At 60.0% G+C, this 20,434-nt stretch carries 22 protein-coding genes; 12 read left to right on the top strand and 10 right to left on the bottom strand.

Annotated features, from left to right (window positions below; all coding sequences use genetic code 11):
• Positions 1 to 123: 123 nt before the first annotated feature.
• Complete coding sequence (locus tag AC1D1Z_RS10870; protein ID WP_477850481.1) at positions 124 to 996, top strand: methylated-DNA--[protein]-cysteine S-methyltransferase; 873 nt, start codon at positions 124 to 126, stop codon at positions 994 to 996.
• Between the two features lie 35 nt (positions 997 to 1,031).
• Here the strand turns inward: AC1D1Z_RS10870 and AC1D1Z_RS10865 are convergent, their stop codons facing one another.
• Positions 1,032 to 2,057, bottom strand: coding sequence for a sugar-binding transcriptional regulator (locus AC1D1Z_RS10865; protein WP_065278088.1), 1,026 nt, complete (start codon positions 2,055 to 2,057; stop codon positions 1,032 to 1,034).
• Positions 2,058 to 2,462: 405 nt separating this feature from the next.
• Between AC1D1Z_RS10865 and tal the strand changes: the two genes are divergently transcribed.
• Positions 2,463 to 3,428, top strand: coding sequence for a transaldolase (tal, locus tag AC1D1Z_RS10860; protein ID WP_018445996.1), 966 nt, complete (start codon positions 2,463 to 2,465; stop codon positions 3,426 to 3,428).
• 93 nt (positions 3,429 to 3,521) lie between these two features.
• A complete protein-coding gene (locus tag AC1D1Z_RS10855; RefSeq protein WP_477850478.1) occupies positions 3,522 to 4,190 on the top strand; it encodes a DUF1345 domain-containing protein in 669 nt (222 codons plus the stop codon).
• A 53-nt stretch (positions 4,191 to 4,243) separates the two neighbouring features.
• Here AC1D1Z_RS10855 and AC1D1Z_RS10850 read toward each other — a convergent pair whose 3' ends face one another.
• Positions 4,244 to 5,044, bottom strand: a complete 801-nt coding sequence (locus tag AC1D1Z_RS10850; RefSeq protein WP_130653088.1) for an anti-sigma factor family protein — start codon at positions 5,042 to 5,044, stop codon at positions 4,244 to 4,246.
• The gene (locus AC1D1Z_RS10845) at positions 5,041 to 5,796 is read right to left on the bottom strand and encodes a sigma-70 family RNA polymerase sigma factor (RefSeq protein WP_018243645.1); all 756 of its coding nucleotides are present in this window, start codon (positions 5,794 to 5,796) and stop codon (positions 5,041 to 5,043) included. The genes AC1D1Z_RS10850 and AC1D1Z_RS10845 overlap by 4 nt, the downstream gene beginning before the upstream one ends.
• Positions 5,797 to 6,096: 300 nt before the next feature.
• Between AC1D1Z_RS10845 and AC1D1Z_RS10840 the strand changes: the two genes are divergently transcribed.
• From AC1D1Z_RS10840 to AC1D1Z_RS10805, 8 genes are all read left to right on the top strand, one after another.
• Positions 6,097 to 7,071 (top strand): MBL fold metallo-hydrolase, encoded by a 975-nt coding sequence (locus AC1D1Z_RS10840; RefSeq protein WP_130653087.1) that lies wholly within the window; start codon positions 6,097 to 6,099, stop codon positions 7,069 to 7,071.
• Positions 7,072 to 7,091: 20 nt separating this feature from the next.
• Positions 7,092 to 7,556 (top strand): tetratricopeptide repeat protein, encoded by a 465-nt coding sequence (locus AC1D1Z_RS10835; protein WP_130653086.1) that lies wholly within the window; start codon positions 7,092 to 7,094, stop codon positions 7,554 to 7,556.
• Between the two features lie 57 nt (positions 7,557 to 7,613).
• Positions 7,614 to 8,063 carry a DoxX family protein gene (locus AC1D1Z_RS10830; RefSeq protein WP_130653085.1) on the top strand — a complete coding sequence of 150 codons (450 nt, stop codon included), beginning with the start codon at positions 7,614 to 7,616 and terminating at the stop codon, positions 8,061 to 8,063.
• 123 nt (positions 8,064 to 8,186) lie between these two features.
• The gene (locus tag AC1D1Z_RS10825; protein ID WP_018243641.1) at positions 8,187 to 8,678 is read left to right on the top strand and encodes a hypothetical protein; all 492 of its coding nucleotides are present in this window, start codon (positions 8,187 to 8,189) and stop codon (positions 8,676 to 8,678) included.
• A gap of 194 nt (positions 8,679 to 8,872) precedes the next feature.
• Positions 8,873 to 9,151 (top strand): hypothetical protein, encoded by a 279-nt coding sequence (locus AC1D1Z_RS10820; protein WP_018243640.1) that lies wholly within the window; start codon positions 8,873 to 8,875, stop codon positions 9,149 to 9,151.
• 231 nt (positions 9,152 to 9,382) lie between these two features.
• A complete protein-coding gene (locus AC1D1Z_RS10815) occupies positions 9,383 to 10,123 on the top strand; it encodes a response regulator (protein WP_018243639.1) in 741 nt (246 codons plus the stop codon).
• Positions 10,120 to 11,496 (top strand): sensor histidine kinase, encoded by a 1,377-nt coding sequence (locus tag AC1D1Z_RS10810; protein WP_130653084.1) that lies wholly within the window; start codon positions 10,120 to 10,122, stop codon positions 11,494 to 11,496. Before AC1D1Z_RS10815 ends, AC1D1Z_RS10810 begins: the two co-directional genes overlap by 4 nt.
• A gap of 166 nt (positions 11,497 to 11,662) precedes the next feature.
• Positions 11,663 to 12,322: a DUF3313 domain-containing protein gene (locus tag AC1D1Z_RS10805; protein ID WP_477850488.1), complete on the top strand. Its 660-nt coding sequence runs from the start codon at positions 11,663 to 11,665 to the stop codon at positions 12,320 to 12,322.
• 129 nt (positions 12,323 to 12,451) lie between these two features.
• On the opposite strand, the gene AC1D1Z_RS10800 is transcribed toward AC1D1Z_RS10805, so the two are convergent.
• The 7 genes from AC1D1Z_RS10800 to AC1D1Z_RS10770 form a co-directional block, all read right to left on the bottom strand.
• Positions 12,452 to 12,625 (bottom strand): DUF1328 domain-containing protein, encoded by a 174-nt coding sequence (locus AC1D1Z_RS10800; RefSeq protein ID WP_130653083.1) that lies wholly within the window; start codon positions 12,623 to 12,625, stop codon positions 12,452 to 12,454.
• Positions 12,626 to 12,775: 150 nt separating this feature from the next.
• Complete coding sequence (locus tag AC1D1Z_RS10795) at positions 12,776 to 14,203, bottom strand: gamma-aminobutyraldehyde dehydrogenase (protein WP_130653082.1); 1,428 nt, start codon at positions 14,201 to 14,203, stop codon at positions 12,776 to 12,778.
• A gap of 13 nt (positions 14,204 to 14,216) precedes the next feature.
• A complete protein-coding gene (locus tag AC1D1Z_RS10790) occupies positions 14,217 to 15,029 on the bottom strand; it encodes an ABC transporter permease (RefSeq protein ID WP_477850469.1) in 813 nt (270 codons plus the stop codon).
• Positions 15,019 to 15,981, bottom strand: a complete 963-nt coding sequence (locus AC1D1Z_RS10785; protein WP_130653080.1) for an ABC transporter permease — start codon at positions 15,979 to 15,981, stop codon at positions 15,019 to 15,021. The genes AC1D1Z_RS10790 and AC1D1Z_RS10785 overlap by 11 nt, the downstream gene beginning before the upstream one ends.
• A complete protein-coding gene (locus tag AC1D1Z_RS10780) occupies positions 15,978 to 16,964 on the bottom strand; it encodes an ABC transporter ATP-binding protein (protein ID WP_028733933.1) in 987 nt (328 codons plus the stop codon). The genes AC1D1Z_RS10785 and AC1D1Z_RS10780 overlap by 4 nt, the downstream gene beginning before the upstream one ends.
• A gap of 232 nt (positions 16,965 to 17,196) precedes the next feature.
• Positions 17,197 to 18,357, bottom strand: coding sequence for an ABC transporter substrate-binding protein (locus tag AC1D1Z_RS10775; protein WP_130653079.1), 1,161 nt, complete (start codon positions 18,355 to 18,357; stop codon positions 17,197 to 17,199).
• Positions 18,358 to 18,474: 117 nt separating this feature from the next.
• On the bottom strand, positions 18,475 to 19,383 hold the full coding sequence (locus AC1D1Z_RS10770; RefSeq protein ID WP_018446011.1) for a LysR family transcriptional regulator: 909 nt from the start codon (positions 19,381 to 19,383) through the stop codon (positions 18,475 to 18,477).
• A gap of 179 nt (positions 19,384 to 19,562) precedes the next feature.
• Here AC1D1Z_RS10770 and AC1D1Z_RS10765 point away from each other — a divergent pair, with 179 nt between their 5' ends.
• Entirely contained in the window at positions 19,563 to 20,312 is a 750-nt protein-coding gene (locus AC1D1Z_RS10765; protein ID WP_130653078.1) for a hypothetical protein, read from the top strand.
• The last annotated feature ends 122 nt before the right edge of the window (positions 20,313 to 20,434 follow it).

The raw sequence follows: 20,434 nt of genomic DNA, 5'->3' as shown, positions 1-20,434 counted from the left end.
CGCAATTCCGGACGGAAAACCGCTTCGCACTTTTCCTGGAATTGCTCTATCCAGCGGCTACGCAAGAATCGGGTGGTTTGCTCACCCCCTATTGACTATCTCCTTGTGACAAGGAGAAAGACGATGAATATGATTGCCAACCTGCAGACAGACATCACGCCTGACGGCCCTGATTATGACATTGTCCGTCGGGTAATCGAACTCATCACCGAGGATTACCGCGACCAGCCTTCGCTGGAGGCGATCGCGGCACGGCTCAACCAGTCGCCGACCCAGCTGCAGAAGACCTTCACCCGGTGGGCCGGCCTGTCGCCCAAGGGCTTCCTGCAGGCGGTGACGCTCGACCACGCCAAGCGATTGCTGCGTGGGGAAGACATGCCGTTGCTCGAGACCTCGATTGAGGTCGGTCTCTCCGGGCCGAGCCGCCTGCACGACCTCTTCGTCACGCATGAGGCGATGTCGCCCGGAGAATGGAAGGCGAAGGGCGGTGGTCTCACCATCCGCTACGGCTTCCACATCTGCCCCTTCGGCGTGGCGTTGATCATGGTGACCGACCGCGGCYTTGCCGGCCTTGCCTTCAGCGATTCCGGCGACGAGCGGGCCTGCCTCGAGGATATGACTTGCCGCTGGCCGAATGCCGAATATGTCGAAGACCTGCAGGCGACGGTTCCCTATGCCGCCCGCATCTTCGAGCCCGGCAAATGGTCCTCGGACCAGCCGCTGCGTGTCGTGTTGATCGGCACCGACTTCCAGGTGCGCGTCTGGCAGAGCCTGTTGAAAATCCCGTTCGGCAAGGCGGTCACCTATTCCGATATCGCCAACGATATCGGCCGGCCGACGGCGCAACGCGCCGTTGGTGCGGCGGTCGGGGCAAACCCGATCTCCTTCGTGGTGCCCTGCCATCGGGCGCTCGGCAAGAATGGCGCGCTGACGGGCTACCATTGGGGCCTCACCCGCAAACGGGCGATGCTCGGCTGGGAATCGGCGCACGCCTGAGCGGGTTTCCTGGGCGGAGGCCGGTCGTTCGCCGCTTATCGCTCCGGCAGTTCTCCCTGCTGGGGAGAAGTGGCAGACGGTGATGTCTCGGCCAGTTCCAGCAATGCCCGGGCAGCACTTTCGTCGGTGATCAGCGTGTTGCAGCCGATGCGCTTGATCGTCGCACGGATTGCCACGGCCCGATGGGCGCCGCCGGAGGAGAGCACGATGTGCTTGGCCTCCTTCAGCGTGTCGAGATCGACGGACATGACGCGCCGATTGATCGAATGATCGACCGAATTGCCGTCCTTGTCGAGGAAGTTGAACATCGTGTCGCAGACGCAGCCGGCATCGATCAATTGCTGCAACTCGGCCTTTGATATCCAGCCCTCCGACAGCGAGGTCGAATGCGGGCCGATATCGCCGCAGCTGACGATCGCGAGATCGAGGTTCTCGGCGAGGCGATAGATCGTGTCCAGCCCGCATTTCTCGATCAGATTCCGCTTGGTCTCGATGGAATCGACGAGAAGCGGCGCCAGGAACATGTAGCATTCGGCGCCGAGCTGGTTTGCCAGCCGCCATGTGTAATCGATCGGGTTCGTCTGGTGCACGGCGACGATGCCGCCGAGCAGCGAGACGACCTTGCAATTGGCGCGGCGCGGCGGCCGGAAGCTCGACAGCGAGGCGGTCATGGTGCGGCCCCAGCCGACGCCGATGGTATAGTCGTCGGGGATGGCTTCGGAGAGGAACTGGCCAAGCGCCAGGCCGACATTTTTAGCCAGCGAATTGACGTCACCATTGACCGGCGCAGGGACGACGATCGCCTCGTCGAGGCCATAGGCACGCTCCAGCTTCACCGAAAGTTCAACGCAGTCCCCGATCGAATCGTTGATCCAGATCTGGACTTCGCTGCGCTTCATCGCCTCGTCGAGCAGGCGGATCACCGTCGTGCGGCTGATGCCGAGCTGTTCGGCGACGTCCTTCTGGGTCAGGCCCTCGTTGTAATAGAGCCATGCCGCCCTTAGCCGCAGCGAGGATGCCTCCGAATAGGCCGTGTGCGTGCCGCGTTTGAGCTTGACCACATCTCCTCCGCACGATTTCCTGCCCTAGATCCCTCATGGGATGAAAGGCCTTAGCGACGCTTTTGTTGCCGGGGATAATGACGGGTGTGACACTTATGTCAATTGAAATGCACAAATGTCCTTGACTTTTCGTTAGGCGAATGGCGATAGTCCGGGTGACACACGTCGTTCTTGTCCGTCCGAGGAGGACATAGTGCGGGCATGCCGAAAGTCACGACCGGCCTTCCAGCCGCAAGCGGCGTCGCTTGCGTTCGGGAACACGGCTACCGTCCTTCACGTTTGTGAATCATCCGTGACGGATGCGCGCATTTTCGCCTGCAGCATGCAAACAACCTGTCGGTAGATCACCTTTGCCCGGCGGAACTCGCGCCGGTCGCAGCCCAAGTTCAACAAGGATTATTGACCATGACATCCAAGCTTGACCAACTCCGCGAGATTACCACCGTTGTCGCCGATACCGGCGACATCGAAGCCGTCGCACGCCTGAAGCCTGTGGATTGCACGACGAACCCGAGCATCGTGCTCAAGGCTCTCGGCACGCCGATGTTTGCTGACGCCATCAAGGAAGCCGTCGCCTGGGGCAAGAAACAGGGCGGCAATCCCGAAGCCGTTTCATCAGCCGTCGCCGATCGTCTCGCCATCTCCGTCGGCGCAGCCCTGGTGAAGCTCGTCCCAGGCCGCGTCTCGACCGAAGTCGACGCCGATCTTTCCTTCGATACCGAGGCTTCGCTTGCCAAGGCGCGCGCAATCATCGCCGCCTACAAGGATCGCGGCATCGGCCAGGACCGCATCCTCATCAAGCTCGCTTCCACCTGGGAAGGCATCCGCGCCGCGGAAGTCCTGCAGAAGGAGGGCATCGACTGCAACCTGACGCTTCTTTTCAGCAAGGCCCAGGCGATCGCTTGCGCCGACGCCAAAGTGTTCCTGATCTCGCCCTTCGTCGGCCGCATCCTCGACTGGTACAAGAAGTCGACCGGCAAGGACTACACTGCCGAGGAAGATCCGGGCGTCATCTCCGTCCGTGAAATCTACAACTACTACAAGGCGAACGACATCAAGACGATCGTCATGGGCGCCTCCTTCCGCAGCGCCGGCGAAATCGAAGCCCTTGCCGGCTGCGACCGCCTGACCATCAGCCCGAACCTGCTCGACGAACTGGCCAAGGATGAAGGCAAGCTGGAGCGCAAGCTCTCGCCGGACAGCCGCAAGCCGGATCCGAAGGTCTCGGTCGACGAGAAGACCTTCCGCTGGATGATGAACGAAGATGCGATGGCGACGGAAAAACTCGCCGAAGGCATCCGCGCCTTCGCCAAGGATCTGGGAACGCTGCGCACCATGGTGCAGAAGGAACTGCAGCTCGCCGCCGCCTGATAAGGCACGGCATGCATTCGGAGGCGCGGCTGCCGGCTGGCAGGCGCGCCTTTTTCGTGGTGTTATCAAGCGCATATGCTGTCGGAGACCGATATGGCGGATGAGGAACGAGCAAATTCGCTGGCGGCATTTGCCTACAAGCATGYGAGCTTCATCATCGCCGCCCTTGCCGGACTGGTGGTCTTCCTGCTTCTGACGTCGCGCGACGTCAGCGCCGGCAACATCCTGTTCGGCTGGAATGTCAGCGCTGGCGTTTTTGTCGCTCTCAGCTGGCGCAAGATGCTGCGGGCGACGGTCGAAAGCATCCGGAAACGCTCCGCGGATCTCGACTTCTCCGACACCGTCCTCTTGGCTCTTTCGATCGGTGCGGCACTTGCCAGCATCGCGGGCATCGGCTTGGAGCTCCACTCGATCAAGGAGGCGGCCCCTGACGTCGCGCTGGCGCGGGCAGGTGCCGCGGTTCTGACGATCCTGATCTCCTGGATCTTCCTGCATACGCTCTTCACCATCCACTATGCCCATTATTTCTATGGCGGGGCGGACGAGGAGGGCGGGCTCAAGTTTCCCGACGGGATTGAAGAGCCCGGTTACTGGGATTTCCTCTATTTCTCCTTCACCATCGGCGTTGCCGCACAAACGGCGGATGTCGCGGTCAGTTCGACCAGCATGCGCAAGCTGACGCTGTTGCATGCCGTGCTATCGTTTCTGTTCAATACGACGATCCTGGCGCTGGCGATCAATGTAGGGGCGAGCCTGCTTTAGACATCAAAAAGCAGAACACGATGCCATGCGAAAACCGCTCACACTTTTAGGCATCATGCTCTCGCCGCCGCCCTGAAGAAGGACTCGAACTCGGCCAGGTCGCCGGCGGCGACATCCGAAATCGCCCAGAACACGAGCCCGCCATCCGACCATTGCATCATGTTGTAGCCGTCATGCACCGTCGTCGTCTGCGCGGCCGATGCCGCCGGCCAGATGAACAGGTTGATGACATGGCCATGGCGCCGGTAGACGAGGGCCGCAACGGCGCGATCACCGATATAGTCGACACGTCCGCCGACCAGCGGAAAGCCATCCTTGGCGAGATCGCTGACCGGCGGCGAGAAATCGATCTTGCCGTTAAACCAAGGTTTTACTGTATGCTGATCCGAGGTCAGCACGTCGGTCAGATGATCGGCCATCATCGACCTGACATGGCTTGCCATGATCTGGTCCTGCAAAAGCACGGTCTGCGACGGCGCGTTGACAAATAGGATGGCGCCTGCCGCCAGGACGGCGAGCGAAGGCACGAAGCTCCATTGCCGAATGAAATCCAAGGCACGGCGCCAGACAGGCGCCTGGCGCGGCGGGGACAGGCTGGACGCCGCCGCTGCCTGTTCGAATGACAACATCGACAGGACCTGCGAACGCAGTGCCTCCGGCGGTCGCCACTTGACGCCATCCTGATCGATGATCTCTCTCACGGCACGGACCCTTTCCATCTCCGCCCTGCAATGCGCGCAGGTGGCAAGATGATCCTCGAATTGCGCTGCATGGGCGGAATCCAGCTGGCCATCGACAAAGCCGTGCAGCATGACGCGCCATTCCGGGCAGCTTTTCCGTTGGGCTTCACTCATCCTGCGGTCTCGCTCTTGTTGCATGCATCCCAGGCTTCGCCAAAGTCACGCCGCGCCCTGGCAAGCCGCGACATGACAGTGCCAATCGGCGCATCGATGATCTCGGCGATCTGCCGGTAGGAGAGATCCTCAAGCTCGCGCAAGACAAGAATTTCCCGCATCGCCTCGGGCAACCGGCTGATAACAGCGCGCACGCGCTGCTGCTCGCTTCGCCGGATCGTTTCTGTCTCCGGCGAATCCTCCTCCGAGGCGATCTGGTACTCACCACCCTCATCAGGGTCAGCGTAGCCATCATTGCCCATAGGCTGCTCGAACCGCGCCTTGCGGCGATCCTGCTGGCGCCAGACATGGCAGCAGTTCCTCACGATGGCAAAGAGCCACGCGCGCGGATCGCCGCCACGATAGGTTTCGAAATTGCGGTAGGCGCGCAAGAACGCTTCCTGCACAATATCCTGTGCGGCATCTGCGTCGCGGCTGAGGAAGCGGGCAAAATTATAGGCCGCGTCAAGATGCGGAACGATCATGTCCTGAAAGCGCTGCATGAACTCGTGCTGCATGGTCGCATCCGCCGTCGAAGCGATCGGATCGCTGCTCGATTTTTCCGAGACCATGAGGTGCAATAGGCGGCCCACGCCGCCGAGAAACTCCGCTAGCGTTGATGGCCGAATGCGGGTTCTTGACGCGTGCCGGGCCAACAGCAGCGTCCAATCGGTCGATCCGACGGGATAGGTGATCTGAGCGTTTGTCATCATCCTCCCTGCCTCAACAGCAGCCGAATTTAGGCGTGAGACCGGCAGGCATGCAATGCGGTCCCTTGCCGTCTAGACCGATCGGCACGCGGTTTTATTCCACGCCGGCGCCGATTTTTCTGCACGCAGCGGGATACCGGTCGCGCGCGATAGAAATTACGTTTGTTTTTCAATCACTTGAAGAAATAGCGCTGGAGATCGGGAATAAGCGTTCCTTGCCGGCGATCTAGTTCGTCAGCGAGGACATATGAGCAATAGCCGTCTTCGCCACCAGAAATGCCATCAACAAGAGGAGGCATATTCATGTTTACCATGTCACGTCGCGCCGTCCTGGGGTCGGCTGCTGCGGCTGCTGCATTCGGGCTGTCGTCGAAGCTTGAATTCGTCATGCCGGCATTTGCTGCAACACCGCTGGAGCCGACGGTCGGCTTCTATAAATTCAAGGTCGGCGATATCGAGATCACGGCAATCTACGACGGCATCTGGAGAAAGCCGCATGACCCGGCCTTCATCAAGAATGCCTCGATCGAGGATACCAAGGAGGCGCTATCGAAAGCCGGGCTTACCACCGAGTTCATGCCGATCCCGCTGACTGTCGTGGTCCTGAAGCTCGGCAACCGCCTGATCATGATGGATGCCGGCTCGGGCGTCGGCCAGTGGCAGGAAAATGCCACCCATCTGCCGGCGAACATGGCCGCGGCGGGGATTGACTACAAGAAGATCGATACGATCATGATCTCGCATTTCCATCCCGACCATGTCTGGGGACTGATGGAAAAGGGCACCAACAATCCCGTCTTCCCGAATGCCGAACTCATCGTCAATGCCGACGAATACAATTGGTGGACCGCGCCCGGCCGCGTCGAAAAGCTCGCCGAAGGCCGCAAGCCGGCAGGCAAGCGCATCGCCGAGGTCTTTCCGAAATGGAAGAACTGGAAGCTCGTCGCCGATGGCGCCGAAGTCGCACCCGGCGTGCAGCTTGTCGCCGCGCCCGGTCACACGCCCGGCCATTCGACCTATCTTGTCGCCTCCGGCAGCAAGCAACTGCTCGTCTCGGCCGATATCATGTATGTGCCGGCGCTGCTCGCACCCCATCCTGAATGGCAGGGCAGCTACGACCAGGATGGGCCGACGGCCATCGACACGCGCCGCCGTCTTGTCGACCGCATCATTGCCGACAATATCGCGATTTGCGGCTCACATTTCCCATTCCCTGGCTCCGGCACCTTTGTCAAGGACGGAAGCGCCTATGGCTTCACGCCGACAATCCAGGCCTGAAAGGCCGAAAGGAGATCACCATGACGAAATATGCAATTCTCGGATACATCTGGCTTTGCGCTATATCCGCAGGCTTCTCCGCGGTGACGGCGCTTCCCGCCTTTGCAGTCGACAACATGCAATCGACAGACGCTCCCGACCTGACCTCGGTGCGGGCCAAGATCGATGCCAAGGACTATGCTGGTGCGTTGGCAGAGCTTCGCGGCCTTGCAGAAGACAACCAGCAGGCGGATGTCTATAATCTGATGGGATATACGCTGCGCAAGACGGGCGACTACAGAACGTCGCTGACCTACTATACCAAGGCGCTGGAGCTGCAGCCAGATCACAGGGCAGCGCGTGAATATCTCGGCGAACTCTATGTCGAGACGGGCGAGATGGCGAAGGCGGAGGAGCAGGTGTCATCGCTGAAGCAACTTTGTCCGAGCGGCTGCGAGGAACTCGAAGACCTGCAAGAGCTCATCGCGGCCAAGGGCGGCAATTGACCCGCATATGAACGCAAGAACAGGCGGGAGAGCCGCCTGCTCTTCTAACTGGAGGGTATGATGGAAAACGCGTCAAGCCGGCCCCGACTGGCTGATCTTATTCTTCTCCTGGGCAGGCTTCTGCTGTCACTGATCTTCCTGCACGAAGGTTGGTCACTCGCGGCAGATATCACCTCGACCATCGACACTTTCGCGAAACTGGGGCTGTCGGCACCGATCGCGCTTGCCACCATCGCCCTTCAGATCGGCGCCGGCCTTTCCGTTGCGACAGGGCTCCTCAGCCGGCTTGGCGCACTGGCGCTGGCGCTCTTCTGCCTGGCGACCGCCTTGCTCTTTCACACGAATTTTGAGAGCCAGAACGAGCTGCTGCATTTCGAGAAGGACCTGGCGATTGCCGGCGGTATGTTCGTCCTGGTAGTTTCGGGTGCGGGATCGATATCGATCGACAAGCTGCTGAGAACGCAGACAAACAGAATGCCTCCTTGGCTCAGGACGGTGTTGTCGTGAATGCGCACCGAAATCCGAAGGCGTAACGAATTTCGCGAGTACTCAGTGGCGCAATAAAACCGAATAAAACCGAACAAACAGAAGCGTCGATGCGGGCTACACTTTTGGCGACAGGTCAGGAGTGTGCCAGTGATGTCTTCCGCGCAAAACAATCAGCAAAAGCCAATTCTCGTCTTTCTCGCAAAAGACGCTGCCTGCGACATCGTCTCGAAATTGAATGAGAACGGATATGTCGCGGCGGCCGTGTCCGCGGTGCCGGAACTGTTCGACGCCTTGCGTTCGGACCGATATTTTCTGGTCGTAACGATGCGATCGGATATCGACATGGTCCGAAACATCAAGCCGATACCGGTCATCAATCTGGAGGTGTTCTTCCACACTGTCCAGTCGGCCACAAAGTCCGTCCGCTCCTCGAAGGAGTTCGACAGCGATGCATTTCTAAGAAGGATCGCGGCCCTCACGGAGTCAAGGACAGGCAGGGTTAGTGCAGTCCGAAGAGATCCGGCCGCAAACGAGACAGTGATTGCAAGCACGGCGAAGGCATCCCGGTGGCGGGCCGCCACATCTCTTTTGTTGAGTCGCCGCGCCGCGCCCAGCGCAGAACGAGCGGATTAGACGTGGGCGCATTCTCATCGCCGACAGACCGGTCTTCGCTCGATTCAGATCCCGATGACCCGGCGCGCGCGCTCTGGCCGGCCACGCTGGGCCACGTTGCCGACGGATCCTATGGGCATCTTTCTACCGGGTTTCGTCGGCTTGAAAGCGTCATTCCGAAACCAGAACTTCTGACTTGGTGCGGGTGTCTTCTCATGTTTCAGTTGCTCGGGGCAGCGTCAGCGAGCGGATATATCATCACGGCACTGTTCGTGCTCGTGGCGATCGGTCGTCTCGCCAGAAACGTTCTCCATAAGCTCACCGCACGGCTTCCGAAGCGCTCAGCGTTGAAGCATTACACGACGGCGATCGTCTCTCTGGTGTTCTTTTGCCTGCTGGTCGTTCGGATGTGTTTCATCGCCACCGTCATCATCGATAGCGCAATCCGAGGTGACCATGTGGAAGTCAGTGGCGACCCCGAAAGGCAGTTTTGACGGCGGACTCCGGGTCGGAAATCACGCAACATATCTCAACATTATCGAATATAGCATTGCACGATACTTGATATCCTAAAGGCGAAGCCGTGTCGGTGCGGCGACAGATCGTGTGGTGTCTGATGTCCGGGAGATTAACCACTGCGGTTGACAGTGGCCGAGGCCGCCTGATGTAGACACGGTGAAACGTGGTAATTTCGCGCCGAGAGACATCTCCCGGCAAGAGAACGAATGACGATGGCATATGAAATGGCAGTTCCCAATCAGGCTCATATCCTCATCGTCGAAGACGATCCCGCAATCGCAGATATGCTGGTGGACCTAGTTCGAACCAGCGGCTTCGAGGCCTCGTCGGTGGAGAGCGGCGCGGCTATGGATCGAATGATGGCGCGACAGCAATTCGATCTCATCGTCCTCGATGCGATGTTGCCGGGCGAGGACGGCTTCAGCATCTGCAGGCGGCTTCGTGCGTCGTGCTCGGTGCCAATCCTGATGCTGACGGCACTCCAGGAGGATATCGACCGCATTCTCGGCCTGGAGCTCGGAGCCGATGACTATGTCACGAAACCATTCAACTCCCGCGAGCTGCTGGCCCGGATCAAGAGTATTCTCCGCAGAGCGTCATATGCTCATCATCAGGAGGAAGCACTTGGACCGATGATGTTCTCGGGATGGCGCATCGATCCAAAAAGCCGTCAACTCCACGACGCCGATGGAGCGCAGGTTTCCATGACAACCGCGGAGTTCGATATCCTCCTGGCCTTCTGCTGCAATCCCAACAAGGTTTTGACTCGCGAACAGCTCTTGTCGATGACACATGCCGGATCAGCGGGGCCGGTCGAGCGTAGCATCGACGCCCACATCAGCCGGGTCAGGCAAAAGATAGAGCCAAATCTGAAAGATCCGTCGTTCATAAAGACGGTGCGGCTGGGCGGTTATCTTTTCGCATCCAAGGTAGAGCGTCTCTCTTGAGAAATTTCCGGCGGGCTTCGATCCAAAGCCAGATCCTCATATTGGCGACCTTCCTTGTCGTGCTCGTTTCCGTGGTGGCAACCGCCATGGAGCCCTATATCTACGGCCGTCATGATCGCGGCTTTCAAAACGGCCTGTTTGCTGCCAGAGCGGCGATGGTCGCGGAGCAATTTGCCCAGGCAAATTCAGCGCAAGATGAAGGCGCCGTTCTCACGAGAGCAGCAGCGCTCGGCGTTGGGGTCGAAAAATTGTCGCTAGACCGGCCGCTCGCCGGCAAACAGCAGATGGTATCTCCAGGCGAGCTGGTGGCGCGTATCAACACAATGCTCGCCGACAATATTTTCGCGGCATTTCATCGCTTCGTCATCGGTCAATCACACCCTGATGTCCTGACTGTCGGAATTGATGACAAGCGCGCCCTTGTCTTTCAACTGCCAGTTTTTCCCAGCTATGTGTGGTTTGTTCCAGCCGCGGCGAGCGGATTTTTAAAAATCGTCATCCCATTGGTGCTGCTCGCATATTTCAGCAGCCGGCTCATCACCGAACCTCTGAGGCACTTTGCCGCCGCTGCAAAACGAGCGAGCATGGAGGGCAGCTGGGAAAAGCCTTTCGAGCCGGACGGCGCATCCGAGATTCGAAGTCTGGCGGAATCGCTGAACGTTATGAGCGATCGAATCCAGAGCATGGCAGAGGATCGAACAAGAATGCTGAGTGGCGTGGGTCATGATCTCAGGACACCGCTGACGAGATTGCGGATGCGTGCCGAGCGTTCCGGCGAGCCCGAGCTTCGCAGCCTGATGCTGACCGATATCGCCACCTTGAGTTTCATGATCGACGAATGCTTGGCCTATTTCAAAGACGCATCCACTGCGGAGGCTGATCGAAAGGTCGATATCTCAAGCCTGCTGCAGACGATTGCGACAGACTTCTCCGACATGGGCATCGATGTGAGCTTCACCGGTCCGCGGCGACTGGCGTTTATCTGCAAACCTCAGGCCCTTACTCGGGCAATTACCAATCTGGTCGACAATGCGTCTCGTTATGCAAAGCAAGTCGAAATCGATCTGCGAGAGAGCGACGATGGCGGGATCAAAATATCGGTGGGCGACAACGGCCCTGGTTTGACCGATGAGGCCAAGGCGAAAGTTCTGGAGCCGTTCTTCAAAGTGGATAAATCCCGCCAGATCAGTGCCAAAGGCGGTTCTGGGCTTGGGCTCGGCCTTCCGATCGCCAAAGGGATCGTCACCAAAGCGCACAATGGACAATTGACGTTGTTGGACAGGAAGCCAACCGGCTTGGTCGTCGTGATCGATCTTCCCGCCCCTCAGGGGATCCAGCCCGGAGGCTCGCCGTCGATCCCTTCATCACATTGACTTACTGCCCGTCGTGGCGTCGTCACGCGTCGCGCTGCCTTCGCAGCAAAAGATGGCTCGCGAACATTTCCGCATATCATAGCAAACACAGCAACATTCGAATTCCATAAAACCGGTGCCAGCAGATCCCATGCCATTCGGCATTTCCAAAGCTGGAGCCAAGTCATTGATAAAAAATCTGAAAATCGGCGTTGCAGTGATGCTCGCCTGTTCGAACGTTGCCGCATGCACGACCCCTGACCCCACGATTTATTCCGGACTTGCTTCGGCATCACAGCTCCAGCCGAACACTGAGGATAAAACCGGCCGCGTGCCGTATCGCTATCGGACGAAAGTCAACTGGAGCCAATACAATCGGATCATCGTCGATCCCGTTACCCTCTATAGCGGTCCTGACAGTCAGTTCGGCAAGCTTGCGGAAAAAGACAGGATCTTCCTGGCCGACTACATGCAGGCTCAATTCACTGAAAAATTGAAGACGCGCTTTGCGATCGTCAGCACACCCGCTCCGGCAACGCTCAGATTGCATCTGACACTGACGGGGGCGAAGGCGACGACCGCGGTACTCGGAACGGTCACGCGCATCGATGTTGCAGGCGGATTGTACAACACCGTTCAGGCCGCTCGCGGCCGAGAAGGTTCGATGACCGGTTCGGTGAATTATGCCGTGGAGGTCTATGATGCTGCGAGCAATCGTCTCCTGTCTTCCTATGTCACCAAGCAATATCCCAATGCAATGAATATAGGCGCAAGCTTCACGGCGATGGACGCCTCCATGGTGGGCGTCCGCAAAGGTGCCGATGCTCTGCTTGCCGAGTTGAAATAGGGGATAGGAGCAAAAGACCTAGCCGTGTTCCATGCACGGCCGAACTAGCCGAGACGTTCGACAACAGAGAGGAAGGGCCGCATGCAGAAGTGATGCGGCCCCGATGTCTTCAAGCGGCTCCGCAACCGATCAGAGGATCGCCTGACCGGCCATCAGCGCAAGGACAAGGAAGATGAGGAAGATCACAAGCGCGATGCCGAAAAGAACGCGGGCGATCGTCGCGGAAGCTGCGGAGACGCCCGAGAAACCGAAGAAGCCGGCGATGATCGAAATCACGAAAAATATCAGAGCCCATTTCAGCATGACATCATCCTTTGCGTTTGCCTGGGAAAGACGCAGCAACCGGGAAAATGTTCCAGATCGCTTGAATGGAATGGCGATCTCTGTGAAGCACCTCCCGGTGCTACTGATGGGCATTGCGTCGAATTTCGTACCCTTGCTTTTCCCGCCGGTTCAGCCGTGATTGATCATCACGTGGCGTACGGCGGTGTAGTCCTCCAGTGCGTAGACCGACATGTCCTTGCCGTAGCCCGACTGTTTGAGGCCGCCATGCGGCATCTCGTTGACCAGCATGAAATGCGTGTTGATCCAGGTGCAGCCATATTGCAGGCGGGCGGCGGTCTTCATGCCGCGGCCGATATCCTTGGTCCAGACGGAGGAGGCCAGGCCGTAATCGCTGTCGTTTGCCCAGGCAACGGCATCATCGGCATCGGAGAAGCGGGTGACCGAGACGACCGGGCCGAAGACCTCGCGGCGGACGATTTCGTCGTCCTGCAGGGCGCCTGCGATGACGGTCGGCGTGAAGAAGAAGCCCTTGTCGCCGGAGACCTTGCCGCCGGCAGTGATCTCCATGTGCTTGTGCTCGGAAGCACGGGCGACGAAGCTCTCGACGCGGTCGCGCTGGCGCCTGGAGATCAGCGGGCCGATCTCGTTTTCGGTATCATCGGCCTGGTTGAAGCGGATGCTCGAGACGGCCGAGGAGAGGTCGGCGACGAAATTGTCGTAGACCTTGGCATCGGCATAGATGCGGCAGGCGGCCGTGCAATCCTGGCCAGCATTGTAATAGCCGAAGGTGCGGATGCCTGCGACGACGGCATCGATATCGGCATCGTCGAAGACAATGACCGGGGCCTTGCCGCCGAGTTCCAAATGGGTGCGCTTGACGGTCTTGGCAGCGGCCTGCAGCACCTTCTTGCCGGTTGCGACATCGCCGGTGATTGAGATCATGCCGATCTTGGCATGATTGATCAGGGCGTTGCCGACACTTTCGCCACGGCCGAGAATGACGTTGACGACGCCTTCGGGAAGGATTTCGGAGAGCAGCTTGGCCATCTTCAGCGCCGTCAGCGGCGTCTGCTCCGAAGGCTTGAAGACGACGGTATTGCTGCCAGCGATGGCCGGCGCCAGCTTCCAGGCCATCATCATCAGCGGATAGTTCCACGGCGCGATCGAGCCGACGATGCCGATCGGGTCACGGCGGATCATCGAGGTGTGGCCGGGCAGATATTCGCCGGCCGCCGGTGCGTGCAGGTTGCGCACAGCGCCGGCGAAGAAGCGATAACAATCGACGATCGCCGGGATTTCGTCGTTCAGCACGGCATTGATCGGCTTGCCGCAGTTCAAAGCCTCCAGTGTGGCGAAGCCGACGGCATCCTTCTCGATCGCGTCGGCGATCTTCAGCAGGTAGCCGGAACGCTCGCCAGGCGTCGTCTGCGACCAGCTTGTGAAGGCTTTTTCGGCGGCATCGATGGCGGCGTCGACCTGGGAGAGCGAGGCTTCCGGAAGGTCGATCACTGTCTCGCCCGTCTTCGGGTTCAGGATGTGCTCTTCCGTCTCCGTGCCTCTTTCGAAGCGGGAACCGATCAGCATTTGGATATCCATGATGTTCTCCCTGTTATTTGCCAGCGCCGGCGATCTGGTCGCCATCGCGGGTGAGGTAATAGGCTGCCAGGATTGGCAGGAAGGTGACGAGCACCACGACCATGGCGACCACATTGGTGACAGGGCGCTGGCGCGGGCGGATGAGTTCTTCGAGCATCCAGATCGGCAAGGTCGATTGTTGGCCGCCGGTGAAGGTGGTGACGATGACCTCGTCGAAAGACAGGGCGAAGGCAAGCATGCCGCCGGCAAGAAGAGCGGTGCCGATATTCGGCAGGATGACATGACGGAAGGTCTGSAAGCCGTCGGCGCCGAGATCCATCGAGGCCTCGATCAGCGAGCCGGATGTGCGGCGGAAGCGAGCGACCGCATTGTTGTAGACGACGACCACGCAGAAGGTGGCGTGGCCGAGCACGATGGTCCAGACCGAAAACGGAATGTCGAACAGGCTGAAGGCGGAGCGCAGGGCAATGCCGGTGATGATGCCGGGAAGGGCGATCGGCAGGATGACCAGCAGCGAGATCGCCTCGCGTCCGAAGAACTTCGTCTGGCTGACGGCCGCAGCACAGAGCGTGCCGAGGACCAGCGCGATCGCCGTGGCGATGACGGCGACCTGTACGGAAAGGCCGAGCGCCGACCAGACATCCGGCCGGTTCCAGGCGACGGCAAACCACTGCAGCGTCAGCCCGGGCGGCGGCCACTGATAGCTCTTCTCTTCGGTCGTGAAGGCATAGACGAAGATCAGCAGGATCGGCAGGTGCAGAAAGAGCAATCCGACGGCTGCGGCGATCTTCAAGGTCAGTGGCGATGTCCTGTGGTCAGAGCGCATCGAAAGCCCCCATTTTCCTGGCGAGCGACAGATAAAGCGCCATGATGATGATCGGCACGACGGAGAAGGCGGCGGCGAGCGGCACATTGCCGGCCGTTCCCTGCTGGGCATAGACCGCCTGGCCGATGAAGAGCCTGGACGAGCCGATGATCTGCGGGATGATGTAATCGCCCAATGTCAGCGAGAAGGTGAAGATCGAACCGGCGACAATGCCGGGGAGCGCTAAGGGCAGGAGCACGGTGCGGAAGGTCTGGCGCGGTGTGGCGCCGAGATCCGCCGAGGCCTCGATCAGGTTACCGGGCACCCGCTCGAGGGCCGCCTGCGTCGGCAGGATCATATAGGGGAGCCAGATATAGACGAAGACGATGAAGGTGCCGAGGTAGCTGACCGACAGTGAGTTTCCGCCGATGACGGGCAGGTTCAGGATGGCATCGAGCAGCCAGGAGAGATGGAGCTTTTCGAAGATCCAGGTGAGGATGCCCTCCTTGGCGAGGATCAGCTTCCAGGCGTAGATCTTGACGAGATAGCTCGACCAGAGCGGCAGCATGACGCCGAGATAGAAGAGCGCCTTCCATTTGCCTTGCGCATAACGCGCCGCATAGTAGGCGATCGGGAAGCCGATCAGGGCGGCAGCGATCGTGACCAGCGCCGACATCACCAGGGTGCGGATGATGATGTCGAAATTCGCCGGATTCAGCAGCTGCGCATAGGTCGAGAGGGTGAATTCGGTATTCACCAGCCCGGAGAAATCGTCGATCGAGAAGAAGCTCTGCAGAAGCAGGGCGATCAATGAGCCGATATAGATGATGCCGAGCCAGAGCAGCGGCGGCGTCAGCATCAGGAAGAGCAAGAGCTTCGGGTGCCGCCAGAAGGCATCCGACAGTTGGCCGAAGAAACCGCCACGCCCCGGAAGGATCGAAGTCTTGCCGCCTGTGATGGTGAGCGCCGTCATGCCGCATCATCCATGTAGTGGATATCTGCCGGTTGCCAGGCGAGGCGGATACCGGCGCCGAGATCCGGCACTGGCGCGCCGGCCGGCAGCATGACATGCAGCCGGCTGCCCTTGAGGTCGACGCTGAGACGCGTGGCCGCGCCGAGGAAACTTGCATTTTCAACTTTCGCCTCGACGCCATCGCTTGCCAGCCGGATCGCCTCGGGGCGGAGGCTCGCCCAGCGTTTCTCGCCGCCAAGCAAGGCCATCAAATCAGGCGCGATGACGTTCGACGAGCCGACGAAATCGGCGACGAAGCGGGTCCTCGGGCAGCGGTAGATATCCTGCGGGGTGCCTTGCTGGACGATGTTGCCATCGTTGAAGACGGCGACGCGGTCGGCCATGGACAGCGCCTCGCCCTGATCGTGGGTGACGAAGACGAAGGTGATGCCGAGCGCGCGCTGGAGGCTCTTCAATTCTTCCTGCATCTGCTCGCGCAGCTTCAGGTCGAGCGCGCCGAGCGGCTCGTCGAGCAGCAGCACCTTCGGCTTGTTGACGAGCGCGCGGGCGAGCGCCACGCGCTGCCGCTGGCCGCCGGACAACTGACCGGGGCGGCGGGCGCCGTAGCCCGGCAGCTTGACGAGTTCGAGGGCATCGCCTGCCGCCTTCATCCGCTCCGCCTTGCCGACGCCCTTGACCATCAGCCCGTAGGCAACATTGTCGAGGATGTTGAGATGCGGAAAGAGCGCATAGTCCTGGAACACGGTGTTGACGTTGCGGCGATAGGGCGGAACGCCGTCTGCCGTTTCGCCGAAGATCTGGATATGGCCCGCGGTCGGCTGCTCGAAGCCGGCGATCAATCTCAGGCACGTCGTCTTGCCGGAGCCGGATGGCCCGAGCATGGCAAAGAATTCGCCCGGCGCGATCTCGAGATCGACGCCGTCGACGGCGCGAACCTGGCCGAAATGGCGTGATACCTGTTGGAAACGGACGGCGGATGTCATGAGGGCTCCGGGTCTTGAGATGCACTGAACGGGTGAGATTCTTGCAGACGCAAAAACTCCTCCCCAACCCCTCCCCAGAAGGGGGAGGGACTTAACCTTCAGCACCCTCCGGATACAACCTTACTGCTGCATACAGCAGGGACGAGGCGGCGCCGCTGAAGCCCCTCCCCCTTGTGGGGAGGGGTTGGGAAGGGGTCCTACGCTACAACAGTCCCCTCAGTGAGAACGCAAGTCACCGTCCGCCGATCACGCCGATATAATCCGACACCCAGCGATGATAGGGCACGCATTCGCCCTGCGTCGTGCATTTGGCGACAGGGGTTTTCCAGAACTTGATCTTGTCGAAGTGATCGAAGCCGTTGGTGGCGCAGCCGGTATCACCCATCAGTTCATTGCCCTTGCAGGCCGCAGGAACGGAGGGCACGGCGCCGAACCAGGCGGCGGCGTCGCCCTGGACCTTGGCCTTCAGCGAATGTTCCATCCACATATAGGCGCAGTTTGGATGTTCGCTGTCGGCATGCAGCATGGTGGTGTCGGCCCAGCCGGTGACGCCTTCATCCGGAAAAGCGGAGGCGATCTTCTGCTTGTCGGCCTGCAGCAGGTTCACCTGGAAAGGCCAGGAGCCGGAGGCGACGACGCCTTCGTTCTTGAAGTCGTCGATCTGGATCATCGCGTCGTGCCAGTAGCGGGAGACGAGCTTGCGTTGGCCGCGCAACAGGTCGAGGGCGGCCTTGTACTGGTCCTCGTTCAGCTCGTATGGGTCCTTGATGCCGAGATCCGGCTTGTGGGCCATCAGGTAGATGGCGGCATCGGCGATGTAGATCGCGCCGTCATAGGCCTGGACGCGGCCCTTGTTGGACTTGCCGTCGGGCAGTGTCTGCTCCTCGAAGACGACGTTCCAGCTGGTCGGCGCCTTGTCCTTGAAGGCATCGGTATTGTACATCAGGACATTCGGTCCCCAGAGATAGGGCACGCCGTAATGCACGCCACCGACCGTATACCACGGTCCGTTCTGCAGGCGCTCGTCGACGGTCTTGAAGCTCGGGATCAGATCGGTGTTGATCGGCTGTACACGCTTGCCGGCGATGAGACGGAGCGAGGCGTCGCCCGATGCCGTGACAAGATCGAAGCCCCCTTCGTTCATCAGCGACACCATTTCATCCGAAGTGGCGGCGGTCTTGACGGAAACCTTGCAGCCGGTCTCCTTTTCGAAATCGGTGACCCAGTCGTAGTTCTTGTCGGTTTCGCCGCGTTCGATATAGCCGGCCCAGGCGACAATGCTGACCGCGCCTTCGCCCTTGCCCAAGGCCTTCAGCGGTTCGGCGGCGATCACCTGCGTCGCGAAGCTCAGGCAGGTGAGCGCCGCCGTGCAGGATTTCAACAGATTCGTCATCATCCGTCTCCCGGTTTGCCACTTTCTGTGGCGGTTTGTTCCCGGATGAAAAGGTGACGCGAAAAAGCCGCTTTCGCAAATTCATTTATCAGAAAGACGGTATCGGAAATTCCGATATCAGCGGATGCGGCCGGATCTTAAGGTTTCGGCGATACCGACGAAGTCGCGCGCCGCCTGCGGCAGGCTGGAGCCCTTGCGCCAGACCATGCCGACCTGCACGACCGGCAGCGAACCGGAGACGTCGCGGCTCTCGATGCGGTCGCCTTCCAGCGACCATGGACGGTAGACGAGATCGGGAAGCAGGGCCACGCCAGCGCCTGTTGCAACCAGGCTGCGCACCGCCTCCACCGAGCGGGTGCGGAAGGCGACATGCGGGCGAGCGCCGAGTGCTGAGAGCAGCTTGCCGGTATTCTCCTCGATTTCGTCGACCGTCAGCATGATCAGCGGTTCGCGGGCGATGTCGGCGACCGAGATGATGTCGGCCGATACCAGCGGATGGCCCATCGGTAGCCATAGTCGATAGGGCGAGGTCTCCAGGATCTCCGCCTGCAGCGCCATGCGGTCGCGCAGGTTTGATATCACCATGACGGCGACATCAAGTTCGCCGCCGACCAGGAGATGTTCGAGGTAACCACCATTGTCCTCGATGGCGCTGACCTCGATGCCCGGACAGGCGCGCCGATATCGCGCCAGCAGGTCGGAGAGGACGTAGCCGGCGACAAGCGAGGTGACGCCGATGTTCAGCGTGCCGGAGAGGGCGCTTTGCTGGCCGGAAAAGCTGGTCCGTGCATCGGAGACGGAGGCCAGGATCTTCGTCGCATGACGCAGGAACTGGTGGCCGTTATGGGTGATCGTCAGGCCGCGCGGATGGCGCTCGAAGAGTTCGACGCCGAGGTCGGTTTCGAGCTCCTTTAGTGCTTCCGTCACCGAGGATTGCGAGATCGAAAGGTTCTGTGCGGCTCGCGTCACCGAACCCTGTTCGGCGACGGCGACGAAATATTGAACCTGGCGAAGCGTGAAGGCCATGGGCGTTTAGAGCATGGCGGAATAGGCCGTGGCAAGCGGCCCAAAAAAGCGGACCTTTTTTGGTGTTTTCTCAAAATGGCGCAGGCTTCACACGCCCACTTAAACTTTCGGAAACGTCATTTCTTTAGCGTTCTCAACACTTGTCCTGCGTTGGAGTTTCAGATGGCGGAGCAGTTGGCGTGAAGGCCTTACTGCGCATCTTCCGGCCTTCCCGGAAATTGGCAATCATCATCGGTGGAGTCGCTCTTCTGGCGGGCGTTTCCGGCGGCGCGGCGGTCTATGTCGGCAAGGACAGGCTGATCGGTGCAACTGGTGGTGGCTACGGGCTCGAATGCAGCGACGTCAACCTGGTGACGATCCGGAAGCAGGACCACGTCTGGGTGCGCAAATACATCAAAACCGAACCGACCGACGGGATGACGCGCGTCAAGACCGCGCTTCGTGTCGCCCAAGCCGTTTATGCCGCGCAGAAGCCGGATCTGGTCCAGGTGGTGGTGCTCGACGAGAACGGCCCGACCTTGCGTGCGGATATTCGCGGCCGGGCGATCGGCGCCGATGTCGTCTATATCCCGCATCCCGACAAGACCGTTCCCGGCCTCGACGACAAGTCCTATACGGCGCGCTACTACGACGGCAAGGCCAGTGAAAACGGGCTGTTCTTCGGCGAGCGGATTGAGATGCCACTCGACGAGATCGCCATGATCAGCGCTGGTTTCAAGGACCCCGAGGATTGCGTCGACCCGGTCGCGGTTGGATCGACGAAGAACGGGGAAAAGGGCAAGGAAAAGAAGCCCGCAGGCGGCACACATGGCGCAGCACCGGCAGCCGAAAGCGAAGCGGCGCCTGCCGAGAACGCGGGTGCCGATGTGGTGGCGGAGGCGCCGGCCGAAGAGCCGCCGGCGGAAACTGCACCATCTGAGGCCCATTGAACGAACAGCATGAAAAAAGCGGAGTGCCGGCTACAGCGCCGCGCGTCTTTTCGGACGCGCAAAGGACGCTGTAGCACTTTGAGTTGCTGCATAATTTATCCTTAAATCGATCCCGATTTAAG

Source organism: Rhizobium sp. P1_E1 (assembly GCF_056406015.1).
The sequence above is the reverse complement of the archived record's forward strand: the minus strand, read 5'-3'. Positions and strand labels throughout refer to the sequence as shown.